Source organism: Marinobacter sp. F3R08 (genome assembly GCF_018860425.1).
GTDB lineage: Bacteria > Pseudomonadota > Gammaproteobacteria > Pseudomonadales > Oleiphilaceae > Marinobacter.
The window spans coordinates 893,272-914,836 of the sequence record NZ_JAHKPI010000025.1 but is presented as its reverse complement, the minus strand read 5'-3'; the positions used below and the strand labels follow the sequence as shown (position 1 = coordinate 914,836).

General features: G+C 57.2%; 12 protein-coding genes. 10 read left to right on the top strand and 2 right to left on the bottom strand.

Annotated features, from left to right (window positions below; all coding sequences use genetic code 11):
• Positions 1–90: 90 nt before the first annotated feature.
• The 7 genes from KO499_RS19470 to KO499_RS19440 all read left to right on the top strand — a co-directional run bounded on the left by KO499_RS19470 (position 91) and on the right by KO499_RS19440 (position 14,413).
• Positions 91–792 carry a FadR/GntR family transcriptional regulator gene (locus KO499_RS19470; RefSeq protein WP_228340052.1) on the top strand — a complete coding sequence of 234 codons (702 nt, stop codon included), beginning with the start codon at positions 91–93 and terminating at the stop codon, positions 790–792.
• Positions 793–918: 126 nt separating this feature from the next.
• Positions 919–2,634, top strand: a complete 1,716-nt coding sequence (locus tag KO499_RS19465) for an NADH-ubiquinone oxidoreductase-F iron-sulfur binding region domain-containing protein (protein WP_215985396.1) — start codon at positions 919–921, stop codon at positions 2,632–2,634.
• A gap of 9 nt (positions 2,635–2,643) precedes the next feature.
• Positions 2,644–5,493, top strand: a complete 2,850-nt coding sequence (fdhF, locus tag KO499_RS19460) for a formate dehydrogenase subunit alpha (protein ID WP_215985395.1) — start codon at positions 2,644–2,646, stop codon at positions 5,491–5,493.
• A 33-nt stretch (positions 5,494–5,526) separates the two neighbouring features.
• Positions 5,527–6,648: a metallophosphoesterase family protein gene (locus KO499_RS19455; protein WP_215985394.1), complete on the top strand. Its 1,122-nt coding sequence runs from the start codon at positions 5,527–5,529 to the stop codon at positions 6,646–6,648.
• A complete protein-coding gene (locus KO499_RS19450) occupies positions 6,645–9,293 on the top strand; it encodes an AAA family ATPase (protein ID WP_215985393.1) in 2,649 nt (882 codons plus the stop codon). Before KO499_RS19455 ends, KO499_RS19450 begins: the two co-directional genes overlap by 4 nt.
• A gap of 312 nt (positions 9,294–9,605) precedes the next feature.
• Positions 9,606–12,734, top strand: a complete 3,129-nt coding sequence (locus KO499_RS19445; RefSeq protein ID WP_215985392.1) for a DEAD/DEAH box helicase — start codon at positions 9,606–9,608, stop codon at positions 12,732–12,734.
• Positions 12,701–14,413 (top strand): class I SAM-dependent methyltransferase, encoded by a 1,713-nt coding sequence (locus KO499_RS19440; protein WP_323133372.1) that lies wholly within the window; start codon positions 12,701–12,703, stop codon positions 14,411–14,413. The genes KO499_RS19445 and KO499_RS19440 overlap by 34 nt, the downstream gene beginning before the upstream one ends.
• Before the next feature lie 102 nt (positions 14,414–14,515).
• On the opposite strand, the gene KO499_RS19435 is transcribed toward KO499_RS19440, so the two are convergent.
• Together KO499_RS19435 and KO499_RS19430 are read right to left on the bottom strand one after the other, a co-directional pair.
• Positions 14,516–15,334 (bottom strand): SDR family NAD(P)-dependent oxidoreductase, encoded by an 819-nt coding sequence (locus tag KO499_RS19435; RefSeq protein WP_215985391.1) that lies wholly within the window; start codon positions 15,332–15,334, stop codon positions 14,516–14,518.
• Between the two features lie 87 nt (positions 15,335–15,421).
• Positions 15,422–16,360 carry a lipid A deacylase LpxR family protein gene (locus KO499_RS19430; protein WP_228340051.1) on the bottom strand — a complete coding sequence of 313 codons (939 nt, stop codon included), beginning with the start codon at positions 16,358–16,360 and terminating at the stop codon, positions 15,422–15,424.
• Positions 16,361–16,574: 214 nt separating this feature from the next.
• On the opposite strand from KO499_RS19430, the gene KO499_RS19425 reads away from it, so the two are divergent.
• Genes KO499_RS19425 through KO499_RS19415 form a run of 3 tightly spaced genes read left to right on the top strand, consistent with a single transcriptional unit; the run spans position 16,575 to position 21,556 of the window.
• Complete coding sequence (locus tag KO499_RS19425) at positions 16,575–19,517, top strand: hypothetical protein (protein ID WP_215985390.1); 2,943 nt, start codon at positions 16,575–16,577, stop codon at positions 19,515–19,517.
• Entirely contained in the window at positions 19,510–20,937 is a 1,428-nt protein-coding gene (locus tag KO499_RS19420) for a hypothetical protein (protein ID WP_215985389.1), read from the top strand. Before KO499_RS19425 ends, KO499_RS19420 begins: the two co-directional genes overlap by 8 nt.
• Entirely contained in the window at positions 20,930–21,556 is a 627-nt protein-coding gene (locus tag KO499_RS19415; protein ID WP_215985388.1) for a condensin complex protein MksE, read from the top strand. Before KO499_RS19420 ends, KO499_RS19415 begins: the two co-directional genes overlap by 8 nt.
• Positions 21,557–21,565 lie beyond the last annotated feature (9 nt).

The following is a 21,565-nucleotide window of genomic DNA, read 5'->3' as shown; positions in this document are numbered from 1 at the left end:
TGTTGACAGCTATTCCGGTGCAGTCATTTTTATCGTATTTTCAAAGGCGCATTCAGGGGTCACAGAGTGCGCAATCAAGGCTCATAGCGAATGAAAGTTAAAACTGAAAAGCATTCTTTATCATCAGTTGTATATGAGAGAATTTTGTCCGCCATTATCGATGGTGACTACCCCGTTAATCAGAAGTTGCCGACCGAAGCCGATTTGTGCGTAGCCTATAACGTTTCGCGGCCCGTACTCAGGGAGGCACTTGCGCGCCTGCGTGAAGATAATCTGGTTATCTCACGTCGAGGGTCGGGGAGTTTTGTCATAAATCGTCCCGACAGCGCCGTGCTCGAGTTTGCGCGCATCGCCAGCATCGCAGATATACAGCGGTGTTTTGAGTTTCGTACCAATGTTGAATCCAGTGCAGCGTCCCTGGCGGCAATTCGAAGAACAGATGAGCAGCTGAAACTCATATGGGAAAAGTATGAGGCGATCAACCAGGCAAACAGCAAACATGACCTGGCAACAGACGAAGATTTCGAGCTCCATCTGGCGATTACCGAGGCAGCGAGCAACCACTATTACACGACGGTTCTGAAGTCGCTCCACAAAAGCATTAAGGAGGGCATGAACATAACGCGTGGGCTGTCGTTGCTTGCGCCCGAGAGTCGTTTGAGAATCGTCCAGGACGAGCACCTTGCGGTAGTAAAAGCGATTGCCGATAAGGATCAGGATCAAGCGGCGCAGAGCATGCGCAGACACCTGGAAAATGCTCGGCGAAGAATGTTTGAGGGGGTCTCGGAGTAACGTTCCTGTTGCCAGAGCGCTTTGGTTCCATCTGGCGGCAACATACCCTGATATGCTTCAATGACTTGTAAATAGTCAGGTCGGCCAAAAAGGCTGTCTGTTGTACTTCGGGGCTTGGTCAGAACAATGGGAACAGACGAAAAGAGAGTCAAACCCCGGCGCGCGTCTCTTCGTGGGCGCCAACTGGAACCCGCCGTACTGGCGGAGCTGCGGGACCTGATCGGAGACGAGCGCATTGATCCGGGCCTACGCCGCCGCGATCGCCTGATCGAGCACCTGCATGCCTTGCAGGACACCTACGGCCATCTCCCCATGGCGCGGCTCAGGGCCCTGGCATCTTTCATGAATCTGCCCATGGCCGCCATTTATGAAACGGCCACCTTTTACGCCCATTTCGACGTCGTTCACGACGAACAAACGCCACCGCCTGCATTGACCCTACGGGTATGTGAGTCGCTGTCCTGCCGGATGGCCGGAGCAGAAGCCCTGCATCATGCGTTGGTTGCCGGGACCGATCCCGCCAAAGTACGGGTACGACGGGCGCCCTGCATGGGTCGCTGCGATACATCGCCCGTGGTGGCCGTTGGCCGCCATCATGTTCTGAATGCCAACGTGCGGAATGTGGGGGTGGCCATAGAACGCGAGCAGGTTGAGCCAGACGAGATTCGCTGGCAGCGGCTGGCAGATTACCGTTTGGCCGGTGGCTATCAGCTTCTGATCGATTGCAGGCAAGGCAAGATGACCCTTGACGCGCTCGCCAATCAACTTGAGCTCGCCGGGTTGCGTGGTCTGGGCGGTGCCGGATTCCCCACCTCCCGGAAATGGCAGGCGGTGCGGGCCGAGCCGGGGCCACGCTACACAGTGATCAATGCCGACGAAGGCGAGCCCGGCACTCTGAAAGATCGTTTCTACCTGGAAAACGCCCCCCATCAATGTCTCGAGGGCGCCCTGGTGAGTGCCTGGGCCGTCGAGGCAGAGGCCGTTTATATTTATCTGCGGGATGAGTATCCCGGCCTGCACAGGGTATTGAGCGACGCCATTGCCGAGCTTGAGGCAGACGGAATCGTCGAGCCGGGTTTCGTCATCCTGCGTCGTGGCGCGGGTGCCTACATTTGCGGTGAGGAGTCTGCACTCATCGAGTCTCTTGAGGGCAAGCCCGGCAAGCCACGCCTGCGACCGCCTTTTGTGGCTCAAAAAGGCCTGTTTGGTCAGCCCACCCTGGTGAATAACGTGGAGACCGTCTACTGGATCCCGATTATCCATTCCCGGGGTGCCGAATGGTTTGCAAACCACGGGCGGCGCGGTCGTCGCGGCCTTCGCAGTTTTTCGGTTTCCGGACGAGTGGCGAAACCCGGTGTGCACCTGGCTCCGGCGGGGATCAGCCTCAATGAACTTGTCGAGGAATACTGCGGCGGCATCGCCGACGGGCATCGCCTTCTGGCCTATCTGCCGGGCGGGGCATCCGGCGGAATACTGCCAGCCAGCAAGGCAGACATCCCCCTGGACTTCGACACCCTGCACGAACACGGCTGCTTTATTGGCTCCGCCGCGGTGATTGTCCTGTCCGATCAGGACGATTTGCCCGCGGTGGCCACCAATCTTTTGGGCTTCTTCGCCGATGAATCCTGCGGCCAGTGCACGCCCTGCCGAGTCGGCACTGAAAAGATGCTGACGCTGCTTGAGCGCAATACCTGGGATGAGGAGACTCTGCAGCAACTGGCCAGGGTGATGGCCGACGCCTCCATCTGTGGGCTGGGCCAGGCTGCCCCGAATCCAGTACTAAGTCTGCTGCGGGACTTCCGCAGCGAACTCGCCAGCCACAACCTGATTGCCAAAGGGTAGGGAACCGCCATGAGCACAGCTTTTACCCTGATTCTCGATGGCGTTGAGGTTCATGCCTACCCCGGAGAAACCCTGTGGCAGGTGGCCAGGCGTGCCGGCGAGAAAATTCCTCACCTGTGTTTTAAGGATGCGCCGGGTTACCGGGCTGATGGCAATTGCCGGGCCTGCATGGTGGAAGTGGAAGGTGAGCGGGTCCTCGCCGCAAGCTGTATTCGCGAGGCTGTTCCCGGCATGGTTGTGCGCAGCGCAGAGTCTGCACGTGCCCAGGAGGCTCGCAGGGGCGTGATTGAATTGCTGTTGGCGGACCAGCCTGATCGGAACGACAGCCCCGATCGCGCCAGTCAGTTGTGGAGCCTGGCGGATGAATTGGCCATTGATGCCGGCGCGGTACGCCAACGCCTGCCCGTCCGCAAGGAACGTGACGAGCCTACGGTTCACCACGTTACCCCACGATCGGATTCACTGGCCCATGTCCGGGGCCAGGACGCCACCCATTCCGCCATGAACGTTAACCTGGACGCCTGTATCACCTGCGGCTTGTGCGAGCGCGCCTGCCGTGAGGTGCAAGGCAACGACGTTATCGGGCTGGCGCATCGTGGTGGCGCGTCCAAGGTTGTGTTCGACTTCGATGATCCTATGGGTGACAGCACCTGCGTTGCCTGTGGTGAATGCGTGCAAGCCTGCCCGACCGGCGCACTGATGCCCGCCACCCTGATTGATGAACAGGGCCGCGGGGATTCTGCCATGGCCGATCGCACGGTGGATTCCGTGTGTCCCTATTGTGGCGTAGGCTGCCAGCTTACCTATCACGTAAAAGACGACGATTCCGAGGCAGGAGAGGGGCCGGGACGTATCCTCTTTGTTGAAGGCAGAGACGGCCCCTCAAACCAGGGCCGGCTTTGTGTGAAGGGGCGCTTTGGCTTTGATTACCCTGCGCACCCGGCACGGCTACCCCGGCCGCTTATCCGCAGGGAGGGTGTGCCCAAAGGTCTCGATCCTGATTTTGATCCGGCCAATCCGTTGACTCACTTTCGCGAGGCCAACTGGGACGAGGCCCTGGAGCTGGCGGCCAGTGGCTTAACCCGGCTTAAAGCGCAACACGGGTCAGATGCGCTCGCCGGCTTCGGCAGCGCCAAGTGCTCCAATGAAGAAGCCTGGCTGTTCCAGAAACTGATTCGCACGGGGTTCGGTTCCAACCACGTTGACCACTGCACCCGGCTTTGCCATGCCAGTTCCGTGGCGGCGTTGATGGAGTGTCTGGGCTCGGGCGCCGTGACCGCTTCGTTCAAGCAGGCGCTTCAGGCCGATGTAGTGATTCTCACCGGATGTAACCCGGCGGTGAATCACCCGGTGGCGGCCACCTACTTCAAGCAGGCGGCACGGAACGGCACCAAACTGATTATCCTCGATCCCCGGGGCCAGGCGCTTGATGCCTATGCCTGGCGTAGCGTGCGGTTTTCACCGGGAGGCGACGTGGCGCTGTTCAACGCCATGCTCCATGTAATCATCGACGAAGCGCTGTTTGATCAGTCCTACATTGATACCCATACCGAGGGTTTCGAAGCCTTGGCCGCAAGTGTTGTGGACATGTCACCGGAGGTGATGAGCCCGGTTTGCGGTGTTGAACCGGAGGCCATTCGGGAAGTGGCCCGTGCCTATGCGGGGGCCGACAAGGCGATGATCTTCTGGGGCATGGGCATATCCCAGCACGTGCACGGTACCGACAACGCCCGTTGCCTGATCTCGCTGGCCCTGACTTGCGGCCACACGGGCAAGCCCGGCACCGGGCTGCACCCGTTGCGCGGCCAGAACAACGTTCAGGGCGCCTCGGATGCCGGGCTGATCCCCATGGTGCTGCCCGATTACCAGCCGGTGGGAGATGCCCAGTTGCGCGCCGCTTTTGAAGAACTCTGGGACACCGAACTGAACCCTGAGCCGGGGCTTACCGTGGTGGAGATTATGGACGCCATTACAGCAGGGACCATCAAGGGAATGTACATCCTCGGCGAAAACCCTGCGATGTCCGATCCGGATCTCACCCACGCCCGGGCCGCGCTTGCTGCGCTTGAACACCTGGTGGTACAGGATTTGTTTGTCACTGAGACCGCCCAGTTTGCCGACGTTATCCTCCCTGCGGCCGCCTGGTCGGAAAAATCAGGCACGGTTACCAACACCAACCGGCAGGTACAAATGGGCCGTGCGGCGGTTCCGCCACCCGGAGAGGCGAAGGCCGACTGGTGGATTATTCAGGAGATCGCCCGGCGTTTCGGGCTGGGCTGGAACTACGCCGGCCCGGAGCAGGTGTTTGCCGAGATGAAGCAGGGCATGCACTCACTCGATCATATTTCCTGGTCCCGCCTGGAACGTGAAGGTTCCGTGACCTACCCATGCCCTGCTGACGATGCGCCAGGGCAGGACGTTGTTTTCTCTGATGCCTTCCCGCGCGCCGGTGGCCGGGCCAGATTTTCGCCGACGCGGCCTCTGCCACCGGACGAACCGGTGGATGAGGCTTATCCCATTGTATTAACAACCGGGCGACTGCTTGAGCACTGGCACACGGGTGCCATGACCCGTCGCAGCCGGGTGCTGGATGAACGGGAGCCGGAAGCGGCAGCGTTTCTGGCTCCGGCGGATCTGGATCGCCTGGGCGTAGCGTCGGGTGATGCCATTCAGATTGACACCCGCCGTGGCAACATCACACTGACGGCACGGTCTGATCAGACCATCCCCGAAGGCATGGTGTTCGTGCCCTTTGCCTTTGCAGAGGCGGCAGCCAACGTGCTCACCAACCCTGCGCTGGATCCGGATGGCAAGATTCCCGAGTTCAAGTACGCAGCGTGCCGGTTGAGCCCGGCGTAGACATTCACTTCTTGGATTTTTCAGGAACAGAAAATGCCAAAGTTCTTGCACACGGCCGACTGGCAGATGGGCCGGGCATTTACCCGTTTTGAAACCGAAGACGGTGCAGCACTGGTCGAGGCCCGGTTTGAAGCTATCGAAAAGCTTGCGCAGCTGGCTAATGAACACCAGTGCGATGCGGTACTGGTGGCCGGTGACGTCTTCGATGCACAAACGGTATCCGATCGAACCATTCGCCGGGTGTTCAACGCCACAAAAGGATTTACCGGCCCATGGGTCATGCTGCCGGGCAACCACGATGCCGCCCTGGCAGAGAGCGTGTGGACCCGCGCCCAGCGCCTGGGTGCAGTGCCCGGGAATGTACACCTTGCGCTTCAGCCTGGTGTCATCAATCTGGAGCCTCAGCATCTCAGCGTACTTTGTGCACCTTTGACTCAACGCCATACCTACGGTGATCTGACCGAGCCGTTCACCGGCTACGAGTCGCCGGAGGGTTACCTCAGAATCGGTCTGGCCCACGGCAGTGTTCAGGGCCTGTTGCCGGAGGAAATCGACTCCACCAACCCCATCGCTCCTGATCGGGCAGAGGCCAGCAGGCTCGATTACCTGGCGCTGGGTGACTGGCACGGCACCAAACAAATCAATGAACGAACCTGGTACAGCGGTACCCCGGAGCCAGAACGGTTTCGAAACAACGAAGCGGGCAATGCCCTGATTGTTGAAGTTTCAGGGGCAGGGGCACCGCCCACAGTAACCCCACTTCAAACGGGGCGATACCAATGGCATCAATGGCGGGAATCCCTGGCGGTACAGTCTGACCTTGAGCAATTGCTGGAACGCCTGGACGCCTTGCCCGAATCGGCCGTTGTCGATCTGCGCCTTGAAGGCTCGATAACCCTCGCCGGTGAAGAAACATTGTTGAAGGCGTTGTCGGTTGCAGAGGCGAAATTCCGCAGCCTTCGCTGCGAGCGAAGCGGGTTACAACTTGCACCCACCGATGAGGACATTGCAGCGCTGAAAGCGGATGGTTACGTGGGCGAGGTGGTTGAGAGCCTGCGCGAACGGCAAGGAGAGGCGCAGGATGATACAGCCCGGGATGCGCTGGCCATCCTGGCGGGTCTGCTCCGGGAACGTGAACAGGAGGCCGGCCAATGAAACTGCAGAGAATGCGCGTTGAGCAGCTTCGCCAGTTCCGCAAACCCTTCGTTCTGGACAACCTGCAACCGGGCCTCAACCTGATTCACGGCCCCAACGAATCCGGTAAAAGTACGCTGGTGCGAGCCATTCGTGCGGCGTTTTTCGAGCGTTACCGCTCGACCGCCATCGACGATCTGCGTCCCTGGGGCGATTCTGCAGCGGCACCCACCATTGAACTGGATTTCGAGCACGAAAACCGCAGCTGGCGCCTCACCAAAAGCTTTCTCCAGCGAAAACGCTGCGACCTGGCCGTTGGCACCGAAACCTACAGCGAAGACGACGCCGAAGAAAAACTGGCCGAATTGCTGGGTTATCAGTACCCGAAGCGTGGCGCCAGCAAGGCCGAACACTGGGGTATACCGGGTTTGCTGTGGGTTGAACAGGGCACCGGGCAGGACATCGAACAGGCCATAGAACATGCCGGCGACCACCTGAAGTCCGCCCTGAATTCCATGGTGGGCGAGGTGGCCAGCTCCGGCGGCGATGACCTGATCGAGACCGTTCGCAGCCAGCGGGACACCCTGCTGACCGGAACCGGTAAACCCCGTGGAGACTACCTGCAACTGGAAAAAGACCGCGCCCGGTATGAGGCCGAAATCGAAGAACTGAAGGAGCGGGTGCATAAATACCAGGAACAGGTCGACCGGCTTGGCAAACTCGCCCACGACTATGATCAGACCGAGGCCGAGCGCCCCTGGGAAGAGGCCCAGCGACAGTTGGAAGAAGCTCGCACGCGCTATCAGCAGGTGGAGCGCCTGGAACAACAGCAAGCCCAGGAGAAAGCCACACTCAGCCAACTGCAGCGAAACCAGGGTTTGTTGCAGCAGAACAGGGAACATCTGGCAGGGCTGAGTCGGCAGCTTGAAGAGCGAAAAGCCCAGCTTGAGCGTGCCGAGCGAGACCTCAGCCTGGCCCAGGCTCAAACGCCGGCTGTGACAGGCCGTTTGACCGAAGCCAGAACCGCCTATGAACAGGCAGAAAAACAACGAAAACTGGCGGGTTTGCTGCAAACCCGGGAACGGCTGAAGCAGGATGTCCGGCGGCTGGAGCAGCACAAACAGGTGCTTACCCAGAACCTTGCCAAAGCGAAGGAATATCACCAGCAGCTGGAGCAAGCCAGGCAGCAGGCCAGAGAAAACCGGATTGATTCAGCCCTGGTCAAAAGACTGAGAGCAACCGGGAGCCAGCTAAACGAGGAAACCATTCGCTCACGGACCATTGCCACCCGATTGAGCTGGCAGCTGGACGCCGGCGCCTCATTAACGCTGAACAACGAGTCACTGACCGGGCAGGGCGAACAGCAGCTCCTGGAGGAATCGGCGCTGGTCATCCCGGGCGTGGGTACCCTGGGCATAACGCCCGGCGGGGAAGAGCTGGCCAGCACCCGCAGGAAGCTCAAAGCCCTTGAACAAAACCTGGAAGAACAATTGAAAGCCCTGGGCGTGACATCGGTGGAACAGGCGGAGGATCGTCTTTCCGCCTATGACAGTGCCGAAAGAACGCTGAAGCATGCCGAGGAACTGTTCAAATCCGTGGCGCCGGCCGGGCTTGAGCAACTCGTCTCTGAACAGAGCGAGGCAGAGATCGAACTGGAGAACGTCAGAAAACAATTAGAGGCCACGCCAACACCGGATCCAAAACAAAATGTTCCCGCCCTGGAACAAGCGGAAACCGCTTTCACTCAGGCCGGGACCGCCCTGGATAAAACCGAATCGGATGAGCGAGCGCATCAGTCCCGATTGTCTGCCCTGACACAGGCCCGGGACAGCGCCCAAACTGAATGGCAGCGACTGGCCGATGAAGAAAAGAGCCCGGAGCGGCTGCAGCAGCTGCAGCAGATAAGCACCGAGCTGGCGAATATCGAAAAACAACAGGCCGAGTTGGAGGCCAGCCTCGAACGCCGCGAACGGGAAATCCGGGAGGCCCGCCCGGACTTTCTCAAACAGGATATCGAGCGCTACCAGAATGCGGCCAATCACCTGCGCCAGACCCAGGAAAACCGGGGCCGGGAACTCCGCGATATAAGAGTCCGGCTGGAAGCCTGGGGGGCGGAAGGGCTGGAAGAACAGCTCAACGAGAAAGAAGCGGAGCTCGACCAATGCAATCGCCGCTACCAGGAACTGCACCGCCGTGCCGAGGCGCTGGATCTGCTGCTGACCCTGCTCACCGAAAAACGCCAGGCCCTCACGCGCCGCCTTCAGGCACCGCTGCAAAAGCACTTCAACCACTACTTGTCGGTGCTTTTCCCGGAAGCCTCCCTGGAAGTCGACGAACAGCTCCGGCCCGGCACCTTCAGCCGGGGCAACGAACTGGGGCAGATCACCGAACTGAGCTTCGGCGCCCGGGAACAGATGGGCCTGATCAGCCGCCTTGCCTATGCCGACCTGCTACGGGAAGCCGGAAGACCGACACTGGTGATACTGGACGACACCCTGGTGCACAGTGACAGCGAGCGCCTGGAAGATATGAAACGCATTCTGTTTGACGCGGCCAGCCGGCATCAGATACTGCTGTTTACCTGCCATCCAGGGAACTGGAACGACCTTGGTGTACCACCTATTGACCTCCAGAGCTTGAAGGTTAATGCAGTTGCACAGGCATGACTAGCGACGCCAAGCAGTGCTTTGCAAGTTACGGACGGCTGACCGGCAAGCTGGATATTCGGTTGTGGCTGTCCGGTGCGTCCACATTGTGCAAGCGCTCGATCTATCTGGTGTCATGTAAGGCTACACCGTAATCGATAGCAATGGCTCAATGGTCAGAAAAAACCTGTCGTGAGGATCGCGGATCTCATGGAAATCCGACACGTTAGGGGTTAGCGTCATTCTGCCGGATTTAGTTAGATTGCGAGATATAAGGAATGCCGGTGGCCACAGCGCCGCTATTCTGGAAGTCATCAATGTGGGACGTACACGATGCAGCAGACCGGAATCTACGAGCAGCTTATTACCCGGCTCGTAGAAAACAGATTGGACCGAAAACAGTTTTACGTAGGTGAGCGCCAGCTTAGCAGTGTGGAAGCATCTGTATGGTTGTCACGATTCCTGACTAACATTCTGGAGTTCGCTATTGGGTCGGTGCCTTCGGGCGACAACCGACTTCAGGAGCAAATCGAGTTATCGAATCAGTTGCTGCTGTGGCTCAGGGGGCAGGTGCAGGATGATGGGTTCCTGGATGAGAACCTGCTCGATAGCCAAGGAAAGATCCTCACCGCCCTTTATGAGCTGAAAAACCCAGTTGCTGCGAACCTGAAGCAGTATGTTGAAGACATTTTCCCGCTCACAGGACTCACACAGAGTGAGTTATTTTCAGGCAGTAATGCTGGCTTGTCACTGGAGTCAGAGCTAAAACGCGAGATTTTGTCAGCGGACCGGATTTACTGGTTGGTCTCGTTCATCAAATGGGCCGGAATTCGGATATTCCGGAAAGAACTGGAAGCCTTCACAGCGAGTGGGCGAGAGCTGAAAATCATCACCACCTCTTACATGGGGGCAACGGATGCCAAAGCCGTTGAGTATCTGGCTAGCCTGCCGAACACCGAAGTGAAGTTGAGCTACAACACCGAGCGTGAAAGGTTGCACGCCAAGAGCTATTTGTTCCTCCGGAACACGGGTTTTCACACCGGTTACATCGGTTCATCAAACCTATCTCGATCGGCGCTGACCAATGGCCTTGAGTGGAATCTTAAGATCACCGCTCAGGAAATCCCTCACATCATCAACAAATCGCTCAGTACCTTTGAAACCTATTGGGCTTCGGAAGACTTTGAATGGTTCGATGGCCGGGCTGAGAGTACAGAAAAGCTCAACCGCGCACTAAAACAACAAAAAGGGTTGGACGCTCCCGGCTCCTCCCACTATTTCGAAATTACGCCGTTTCCGCATCAGAAAGACATTCTAGAGCAACTCTCTGTTGAGCGGGACGTGCACCAGCGTTTGCGAAACCTCGTGGTGGCCGCCACTGGCACTGGCAAGACCCTGATCTCGGCGTTTGATTTTCGGCGCTTTCTGAAAGCAAAACCAAACGCCCACTTTCTGTTTGTGGCGCACCGGGAGGAAATTCTGCGCCAAGCCCGGGAAGCTTACCGTGGCGTGCTGCGTAATAATGCTTTCGGTGAACTCTGGGTAGGCGGCCAGTTGCCGGAACACTACCGGCAGTTGTTTGTTTCGATTCAGACTCTGAATAACCAGCTGGATCAGCTAAAGCTCACTGAAGGCTATTACGACTACATCGTAATCGACGAAGTGCACCACATCGCCGCATCGAGTTATCGGGCGGTATTGGAACACTTCTCGCCCGAAATACTGCTGGGACTGACAGCGACTCCGGAGCGACACGATGGCGGCGATATTCTCAGCGACTTTGGTGGCGTGATTGCCGCCGAACTCCGGTTACCGGAGGCCATCAACCGCCGCCACCTTTGCCCCTTCCAATACTTTGGAATAGATGATGACACCGACCTGCGCACCATTCCTTGGAGTCGTGGGCGTTACGATATTGCTCAGTTGACGAATTTGTATACGCACAACCAGAATCGCGTAAAAAAGATTCTGCGAAGCTTGCGGGAAATCGTCACCGATATAGCCAGCATGAAAGCTCTCGCTTTCTGTGTGAGCCGTGAACACGCGACCTTCATGGTGGAGCAGCTCCTGTTGCACGGCATCAAGGCCGATGTGCTCACCAGTGACAACAGCCACGAACGCCAACAAAAGCAGCAAGCCATTCGCTCCGGGCAAATCAACGTGCTGTGTGTGGTCGACATATTCAACGAAGGCGTCGATATTCCGGAAGTCGACACCCTGTTATTCCTGCGCCCAACCGAAAGCCTGACCATCTTCCTTCAGCAACTGGGTCGGGGTTTACGCCTTGCTGACGACAAAGATTGCTGCACAGTCTTGGACTTTGTTGGTAATTCTCGGCCTGAATATGATTTCGCCAATAAATTCCGGGCACTGGTGGGTAAGTCAGAACGCTCAATTTCGGAAGAACTGAAGCAGGGTTTTCCCCATGCACCACTGGGTTGCCGAATTGAGCTCACCAAGAAAACCCAGGAGATGGTGCTGAGCAACATCCGGCAAGCCACGCTGACCATGAAGCGGCTGGTGTCTCTTGTTCGGCAGTTCCCACAGCATTCCACTCAGCCACTCACGCTGAAGAACTTCATAACCCATCATCCCCACATCGACCTGAACGAACTCTACAAACGGGGCAGTTGGGCCGAGTTGGTGAGCAAGGCAAAAGACGAAGACAGAGCCGATGACTCGTTTAAACTGGCGAAGAAGGCCATCCACAATCGGATTTTGATCTGCGACGATCACCAGTACCTGATGTTTCTTAAGAAGCTATGCCAGGCAGGGTTTAGCTGTGACGACCCGAAAGGTCGCCAGGCACTTATGTGCCATTACGACTTCTGGCAGAAAGCAGGGCCAGAGCTGGAATTTGATTCGCTGACACAAAGCTTGGCAGGACTCAGCAAGCTGGGGCTGGAACAGGAGCTGGTGGACGTGCTCGACTGGAAATTGGCGAAAACCAAACACGAGCAGCCGGCGATGCCGGAGTTGCGGGAAGTCCCGCTACGATTGCACGCCCGCTATTCCCGAGAGCAGATTCTGGTTGGCTTCGGTGCGATGACGTTCGAGCATCAGCCACCATCGAGGGAAGGTGTATATGTCATTCAGGATCAAAATATTGAGCTGCTGTTTGTCACCTTGGACAAAAACGAAAAGCAGTTCTCCCCAACCACTATGTACCACGACTACGCTATCAATGAGCAGTTATTCCACTGGCAGTCGCAAAACAGTTCCCGGCCTGACCGTGGTAAAGGGAAGGACTATATTCAACACCAAGCCATCAACAAGCGGTTGCTCTTGTTTGTAAGAGAGCAGGCGAAAGACGAATATGGTCGCACGATGGGGTTTGTGAATTATGGTGAGGTGGATTACGTGTCTCACACCGGTTCCCAGCCGATGAGTATTACCTGGAAACTCCGAACGCCGATGCCGAACTTTATGTGGCAGCAGGCAGCGAAGCTGGCGGCGGCATGAGTTACGGTCCCTACAACAAAAACGCCCAAAACTTCTTCACCCAATACCAGTCCCTGACCTTCGAACAGGTTCACCAAGACTGGCTCTCCTTCCTTGGCGATAAAGCAGGCCTTGCTCTCGATGTGGGCGCAGGCAGCGGTCGCGATTCCGGCGCTCTTGCAACACGGGGCTGGGACGTTGTTGCGGTAGAGCCGGCAGCTGGCCTACGCGACTTGGGGCAGGCCTCCACTCACAATCAGAGCATTCACTGGTTAGACGATCAATTGCCCGATCTAGGTAAGATCCGGAAGTTGAGCTATCGCTTCGATCTTATTCTTGTTTCCGCAGTCTGGATGCATATCCCGCCATCTGATCGTGAACGTGCTTTTCGAATCCTGACTGAGCTTTTGGCACCCGGTGGAATGCTGGTGATTACGCTTCGGCATGGACCAGGTGACGGCGAACGGCGTTTTTACGATGTCAGCAGGGAAGAGCTGGAGGGTTTCGCCAAACGCCGAGCACTGATCCCGCTTCCGTTGCCGGTCGGGCGCAAGAAGGATGAGCTCCAAAGGGACGAAGTTTCCTGGGAGACTCTGGCTTTTCGCTTGGCAGACGATGGCACAGGCGCATTGCCGACAGTCCGTCACATCATCGTTAACGATAATAAGTCGTCGACTTACAAGCTGGGTTTACTGCGAACCCTTGTCCGGATTGCTGATGGCGCCCCTGGTCTGGCTCTTAAACGTACCGATGATTGGGTGGATATTCCGCTTGGTGCAGTCGGGCTGTTCTGGATTATGCTTTATCACCCACTGGTTCTCCGGCATGAGCTGAGGCAAGCGCCAGGTAGCCGTGGCTATGGCTTTGCGACGGAGGATTTCTTCAGGCTGCAGAGTTTCACGCCTCTGGATTTCAGAGTGGGGATGTCGCTGTCGGCGGATGTTGCTCCGGTAGTCCTGCGCGCTATCCGGGACGCTTGCTCGACCATTCTCAAGAACCCCGCACATTTCACGACCTGGCCCGGCAGTAACCGTCAGATCTTCGAGGCCGGTTCGGCCAGAATGACCATCAGGAAGGCACCTGTGCGTTTGGACAAAGCAACGCTTTCCCGGTTCGGTACCTTCCGCGTTCCTTCATTTCTTTGGGATGCATTCAGTCGCTATGCGTGCTGGATTGAGCCTGCGATTGTTAATGAATGGATTGATTTGATGGGTAGCTGGGATCTGCGTTATTCCATGGATGTCTACCATCGTGGTTTACAGTGGGTTGAAGGTCGGCGCGATACGTCAGCTGTCCGTCAACTGGTTCAACAGCAGCTGCAGACCGGCAAAGTCGAGTGCGTATGGACAGCACAGAGTCTCAAAACGAAGCGGTTTGACGTTGACCACTGTTTTCCTTGGTCGCGTTGGAACAACAACGATCTCTGGAATCTGATGCCAGCAACTCATACAGCGAACGCTTCGAAGTCCGAAAAGCTGCCCGGGGACCTGCTGCTCAAGGAAGCGCACCCTCGAATAGTGAACTGGTGGGAGCAAGCCATTGTGGGCACGCCTCGCGAAGAGCAGTTCTTCTCAGAGGCCGAGGCCTCGCTACCATTGTTGGGGCAGGAACGATCCGTGGAAGGCGTTTTTGAGGGAATGCTTCAGCAGCGATTGAGGCTGAAAGCCAATCTTCAGCTGGCAGAGTGGTTGGGCGTGTAAATCAGATGGGCGATGGACTGTCGTTCTCTCGCCATATAGCGAGCTTTGCGTGGGCTCAATCACGAAAACAGATGTCCTGTTTGTAGGCGAAGCCTCGGGACTCTACCCCAACATTCTCCGCTGCATAGAGCAGGGCAGAAATCGAGTGATAAAAGCAGCAAGATAAGTCTGCGGTGTAACCAGATATCGAGGCTTGGACCGCACAGCTTCTGCAGCCCTGAAAATCTTTTCGGCAACGTCGGCCGCACTGGCTGTAAAGGGCTTCATTTTAGCCCCTGGCGCGAGTGACGCTGCCATTGCTTCGTACTTGTTCTGGTGCTCTGAGCCCGCGTTACCAATCACGGGCTGTAAAGCGGCCAGCGCATGCTCTCTGAACTGTGTCTTCACGGGCCCTGGAAGCACCAGCGAAACACTCTCCAGGCTATTACTGCCCTTTTCATCGAACCAGAAGCTGTCGTGAGCCGCGTTCATCGCGGATTTCGCAGCACAATAGGCGCCTTTCATTTGTTGGGGCACAATGGAGAGCACGGAGCTTACGGCGATAACCCGCAAGGGTATACCGTGTTGCTCGCAGAGCCTTAGACAGACAGCAGCCAGCTTGATCGGGCCGAATACGTGGGTGCTGAACTGCTTTTGCCACATGGATTCGGACAGGTCGCGAAGCGCGCCGAATTGTCCGTAACCCGAGTTGTTCACCAGAATAACCCGTTCGGCGCCCGCAATTTCGGCGTCCAGTGCATCTGCAAGCCACTCAATCTGCTCGAAGGATTCAAGATCCAACGCCAACTCCAGGGCTGCGGACTCTAGGCCACTGGGCTCTCGGGACAGCGCTATTACTCTGTAGCCATTCCGGGCAAAGAGGTCGCAGGTCTCGCGGCCAATGCCGGTGCTGGCACCGGTTACCAGGGCTAGTTTTGTCATCGCACTCTCCGTTCCAGGTTTTTTACGACCACTGAATTGCGGCTGTCTCTGGAGCCAGTGCACTGCATCAAGCGTGAAGCGGGCTATTTATAAAGCCCATATTGCTGAGAGGCTTCCAAAGGTGAAGTTCTCTTTATTGGTTTCTTCTTCTCCCGTGGTTGCTCGAAGGATCAGCGACAGTTGCAGCTTTTCCCAAAGCATCGTGGCACCAATTCCGGCGTGGCCCTGAAACAGGCTCTCCTCGAACCGGTAACGCCCGGAGTTTTTATCGAGATAGGAGTAGGGAACAGCTTCAAGGCCTAACCCTATGAAAACTGACCATCCGGGGCCGTTGCTATCAAGAGCGCCCGGCAACCCTATAGTGGAGGAAGAGCTGGCGTAGTCGGGTAAGAAATTCACTGGTAGATTGTGCCCGGTACGCCAAACGGTTCCGAATCTGAGACTGGTTCGAAAGCTTGAAAGGGTTGCAGAACCAACGAGCGAGAGCTCTTGTTGCAGCTCATCTGATGAACCGTATTGTATCAGTTTGCGCCCGTGGGCTCCCTGGATGCCCCCGATGACATCGGTGCCCAGCTGGGAATCCCATCCCCTTGGCTTTTGGCTTCCCGTCAGTTTGTGGACCCACTTCTGGGAAGCCGCCGCACCGCTCTCGGGGCCAATAACTCCCAAGTGAACGCCATAGCCTGTAATTGTGTCGGTATTCCAGCTCCATAACGTAGCGCTGGCAGAGAGAAAGCCGGCATAGGGCAAATCGTTTGTGTCTGGTGGCGTGGCCGCAATGTTGGCAGGCGTTACCATAAGCTGCCTCAGACTGAAGGCCAGCGCCTGTTGCTGTCCCGGGGAAGAAACTCCGGGCAGAGCGCCCAGGGTGTTTGCAGCTGTGCCAACAAGACCGGAAGAGTGAGCTTCGTGATTCTGGATCGGGTCAGTGAGGTAGGAGATCATGAGGCCGTTGGTGTAACCCCGGTCTGAACCCGTCAGTAAATCATTGTCCCAGGCGACACTCAGCAAATCGGCATGGGACATCCCGGGGAGGGTGACCGAAGCAGCAATTAATACACACAGAGGCATCCGCAGTTTGATCGGGTATCGGCACATCCGCTTTCTCGATGGGGTATTTTCATTAGAACAACAATACAATCTCTGAATTGTCATTGCGTAGCAAGCAATCGATACAATACATTCCCGATAGCGTTTCTTTTAAAACCTGAACCTGATGTTCGTGAGGAGATAATTCTGGATGAGTGACTCCCAGGGGAGCCCAGGCAATTTCAATTTTGGTATCCGCCGTCTGGTGTTGGTGGATTCAGCCGGCTTTTGTTACGTGGAAATTCCGGTGGATAACCACGGCCTGGTTTTGGGTCCCGGGAATCTGGGCAAATCCAGCCTTTTAAACAGCCTGCGTCTGTTCCTGTTGCCGGAAAACAACTTCAAGAACAGCCGCAAGAAATTTGCCTTCCGTAATGCCAGTGCCGGCAGCTTCTACACCAACGAGGAAAGCTACCAGCATTACTTTCCGAGCCAGTTCAGTTTCCTGATCATGGAGGCCGAAAACCCGGCCGGGGTGCATTGCCAGATCCTGTACCGGGACAGCGCCAGCCAGCTTAGCTATGGCCGTGCCTTTGTTCCGGTGGGTTACGACCAGCTGCGGCCGCTGTTCTGGAACGGGGATGATGAGGATGGTATTGGCCAAGCGGTGCCGGAGCTCTCGTTCAGCCGTTTGTCCGAGGCGCTGAAGAAGCTCTCCAGAGAAACCCGGCTGGTGAACGATCCCGGCAAGCTCAAGCAGATGCTCTACAGCAGCGAACTGATGAACGCTGATGCGGTGCGTTATTCCGTGCTGCCCCTAGGTGAGTCTGATGAACGACGGGTGCAGTCTCTGCGCACGCTGATCCTGCTGTTGTTCGAAATGAAGGCGGACGATCAGGCCATGTCTAACGCGGTGGCCAGCATTATCGAGGCGGATAAGAAATTTGCCGATGATGCCTTTGATTTCAATATCGACGACTTCCTGAACCGGCATGACCAGTTGAAGCAGCAACAAACCCAGCTGACACGCATTGAGAAAGAGCGCTCACGGTTTGAAAAGCTGCAAAAGGATTACCAGGCCTACCAGACGTTACTCCGCAGCCAGCATGACTTTGCCGTTTTTCGCGATGGCGTGACTAACGCACTGCAGGACATTGGCGAGCGACGCAAAGGCGCTGTGGAGGCGTTCAATGAACAGAACGAGACGCTGCGCCATGTGCTGCAGGCCCTGAAGAAACTGGAGCAGGAGGCCAGCGGCCTGAAGGGCGAAATCCGCTCTGCCGACCGTCGGATCAAGCAGGCTGAGCAGAACCAGAAAGATGGCGAACTGCTGGTGTCCCAATACGGGGAAATGACTCTGCAGGAAATCGAGGAGATCCAGAAAGAGGAACTCGACAGCAAGAAAGGGCATCTGGCTGCCCTGAAGAGCGCCGCCCAGGCAGAAATCCGGCTGGAGCAGATCAAGAAAAAGCAGCAGGAACTCGAGCGCAAGCTGGAATCCCTCAAAGATCGCGAGAGCAAGCAACATTGGCAGTTGCAGAACCAGCTGGATGAGGCCACCGCTGCGCCGCTGCGGGCCGTGGATCCGCGCCTGGTCATGGCCAGCCCGGGTCAGGATCTGAGCGGCGAGACCAGGGCCGCCATTGAGGCCTTTGCCCGGCTGTTCGTGCCCAATGATAAAGGTTTTGACTGGTTCGATGCCGAATACCAGGGGCAGCCAGCCCGGCAGACTGACTTTGCGGAGCAGCGCCGGCATATCGAAGGCGAGCTTCATGGCCTGGAAAAGGAGCGTGCCGAACTGGCAGACACCGCCAATCAGGAACATGACCGGCCCCGACTGATCGAGCGCACGGAAAAGGAAATCCGTGCCATCGAAAAAGATCTGGAAACACTCCAGCGTTTCCCGGCTGCCGCCACCACCCTGCAGGACGCCACCGAGGAGAAACGGGCCGCGGAAGAGCAGCTGGCCAGACTGGAAGAACAGGCCCGGCTGGAGCAGGAAAAGCAGGATGCTGTGCAGCAGAAGGTTGCCAACGCCAGAGCCGAGAAAGAGCGTATCGAAGAGCGCGAACGGGAGCTGGCAGGCCTCAGCCGCAGCGTGGGCACCGTGGAGCACCGGTTTGCGCATCTGAAAGCCGTGGAAGCGGAGCAGCCGCTGGATATAGAGCAGGTGGCTGTCGCCGCGTTCGACGATCTGCAAAATCAGCTCGACGACCTGGAAGAGCGCCGTCGCAGCATCCTCGACCACCTGCGCCAGTTTGTCTATCTGGGCATTCATGACGATGCCGAAGGTGAGTTGCAGAAAGACAGTCCGGCGTCATCGGTTATCCGGGAAACCTTCAAAAGCCTCGCGGATCTGTTTGCCGGCATGGCCGAGCGATGGAATGTCCTTGAACAGCAGGTTGGTATCCACAACGAAACTGTGGCCAGCTACCGGCAGGCCCTGAAATCCAACCACGAACACATCAGCCGGTTTGAATCGCAGCTCAACCGGGAGCTGGATGGCGTGTGCATCAACGATCTGGTGGAAATCCGCGTAGATATTCACACCGATCCCAAATTCCGCAATCTGGTGGAAGAAGCCAACAACATCGATCCCTATGGCAATCAGCTGCAGTCCGATGCGTTCTACGACCGATTGCGGGTGTTTGTGGCAGACTTCTTCGGCGAGCAGGGCGGCAGCAAGCGCCTGACCATGGACAAGGTGATTACCGGCATTTCCTACCGTACCCGCAAGGAAAACGCCACGAACCTGGACAAAAAAGGTCAGTCCACGTCTACCACCGCACTGATCAACCTGGAGCTGGTTTATCGGCTGCTTAAACGGGTGCTGTACCCGGGTGTGCAGCTGTCGTTTCCCATGGTGCTGGATGAGCTGGCCAGCGTGGACATCAGTCAGATGCCCACGCTGCTGGAAAGGCTTCGCAAGCAAGGTTTCAATCTGTTCTCCGCTGCCACCCACAGTGCCAGCGCGGAGGTGATTTACCTGATCGGGCGCCACCTGGAAGTCGGGCAGATGCGCACGGCACGACCCTATAGCCCACAGCGTACCCTGGTGTTCTGGGGTGGGGCTGAAGGTTTCACCAATGGTGAATCGCTGAGCCAATGGGCGGATCAGACCCAGAACAGCCTGCTGGAGCTGGCGGATGAGTAAACGCTTCAGCACCCTGGACACCACCCGGCTGCTGTTCGAGCACCCGAAGATTCTGTTCCGGATGATTGAACGGATGGACCGGAACGAGGCCAGATTCATCCGTGAGAGCGATCTGGTGACCGAGGTGATGGACTATACCCGAACTCTCGGCAATGCCGACCGGGAGCGGGTGAGGCTGGCGCTGAATACCGAGAATCTGTTCCGCAGCGGCCTGGTGATCGACATCATCAAGGCCGATGGCGAGCGCCGGCTGGTGTTGCAGGATGCCCTGATCAACCTGATGCGGGCCTGTAACGCCTCGCTCTATCAGGAACTGACCGATGCCCGTTTGCGGGGCCATCTGGTGACCCTTAGAGATGTGCGTAATCGACTGGAAACCAGCAGCTTCAGCGATGTGGACCCGGACTACACCGAACTGAGGGACGATCTGAATGAACGGGTCAGCCAGCTCATTGGTCTGTTGCGCCAGAACGTGCTGCGCATGCAGACCATCAGTGCACAGCTTGCGGATCTGTCCGGCGATGCCAGCCGGGCGCCCGAGAAATACCTGGAGTTCCGCCAGAATCTGTTTGAACAGATCGTTACCCTGTACGAGCGTCATATAAAACCGACCCTGGTGTTCCTGAATCCGGATACCCGACTGCCTGATGGCAGCAACCTGTTCGAGACTCTGGAAGCTATGGTGCGGCTGCTGGAAAGCCACGGTGATCACAGTCTTGCGGACCAGTTGTTCCGTTCTTCGATCAGTCTCAACGCCCTGTACAAGCCGATTCAGGCGGTGGCCCAGGAAGTGGAGCACTTTCTGCGCAAGACCCGTCAGGGCATGGTTCAGTACAACGCCATGGAGCATTTCTACGGCAAGCTGCAGGAACTCAAGGGCGAAACCGAAACCCTCAGCCTCAAACGAAAATGGCTGGAGGGCGGCGACTTCGCCCGCAGCACGGGCTTTCTGGTGGGGCTTCGGGCTCAGCAGCGGCCGAAACACTACGCCTTCGGTGAATCGTCCAGCTACTACCAGCTGTTGTTCAGCGAGCTGGACCTGCGCCTGAACGATCTTCGCCGAAAAGCGGAGGTGCCGGTATTGCAGGAAGTGGAGGGCAGTGGTCGCCACACCCGCATTGACGTACAGCGTATCAATCAGCTCTATCAATGGCTGGAAACCCTGGAACTGCGACCAACCAACGATCTTGTGCGGGAGCTGCACGGTCGCCTGGACGGCTTTATTCCCGGCTATCGCTTTGCGGATTTACTGGCGGCCCTGAACCGGCTGGTAAACTCGCCCCCGGACGGAATGCAGGTGGTTACCACCAACCGGTTCCGGATTCTGGATCAGCAATCGCCCAGCGAGCAGTTTGTCTACCGCAAACGCCGTCTGGAAACCCACGCCCCGGTCAATCAAGAAGAGCAACACCATGCCTGATTTTTCTGACGCGACGGATGTCGAAACATCCGTGGACAGTGCCCACACGTCCAGCCGTTTCGAGCAGATTCTGCCGGCCCATAGCGCCGCGATCTACCGGGAATTCCAGGCAGGGCGGGTGATCGTGCGGGACCTATGGGACAGCAACCACTCCGAGCTGCGGGCCAATCCGCTCTACAATCTGCTGTATAACCATCTGTCCCACTTCCGGACCTTCTATGAACACCTGGGCAGCGAACTGGTGTTTAACGAAACCGGGGCGTTCTTCTTCCTCAAGGAAAGCAGTGACGACGAGAATGAGGAGCATGACGAAAACGCCTTCCGGGTGCAGGTAACACTGCTACTGATAGGGCGTTACTTTGCTCGCAGTGGTCGCGACCTGGAATACCTTGGCCGTCCGGACGCCGGACTGAATGAGCAAGACCTCTCGGCACTGGTGAACGATGAGGAATACCAGGACATTCTCAGGGCGGCGCGCTTTGAAAAGGGTTTCACTGAAGCCCTGGAATATCTGGATAAACGCCATCTGGTATTTCGATCGGGTACTGGTCGATGCTTCCTGAGTTCAGCGGGGCTCTATTTCCTGCAGGAGCTGGTCCGGGAGTATGAAAAGGGGTAGCCGCACGCT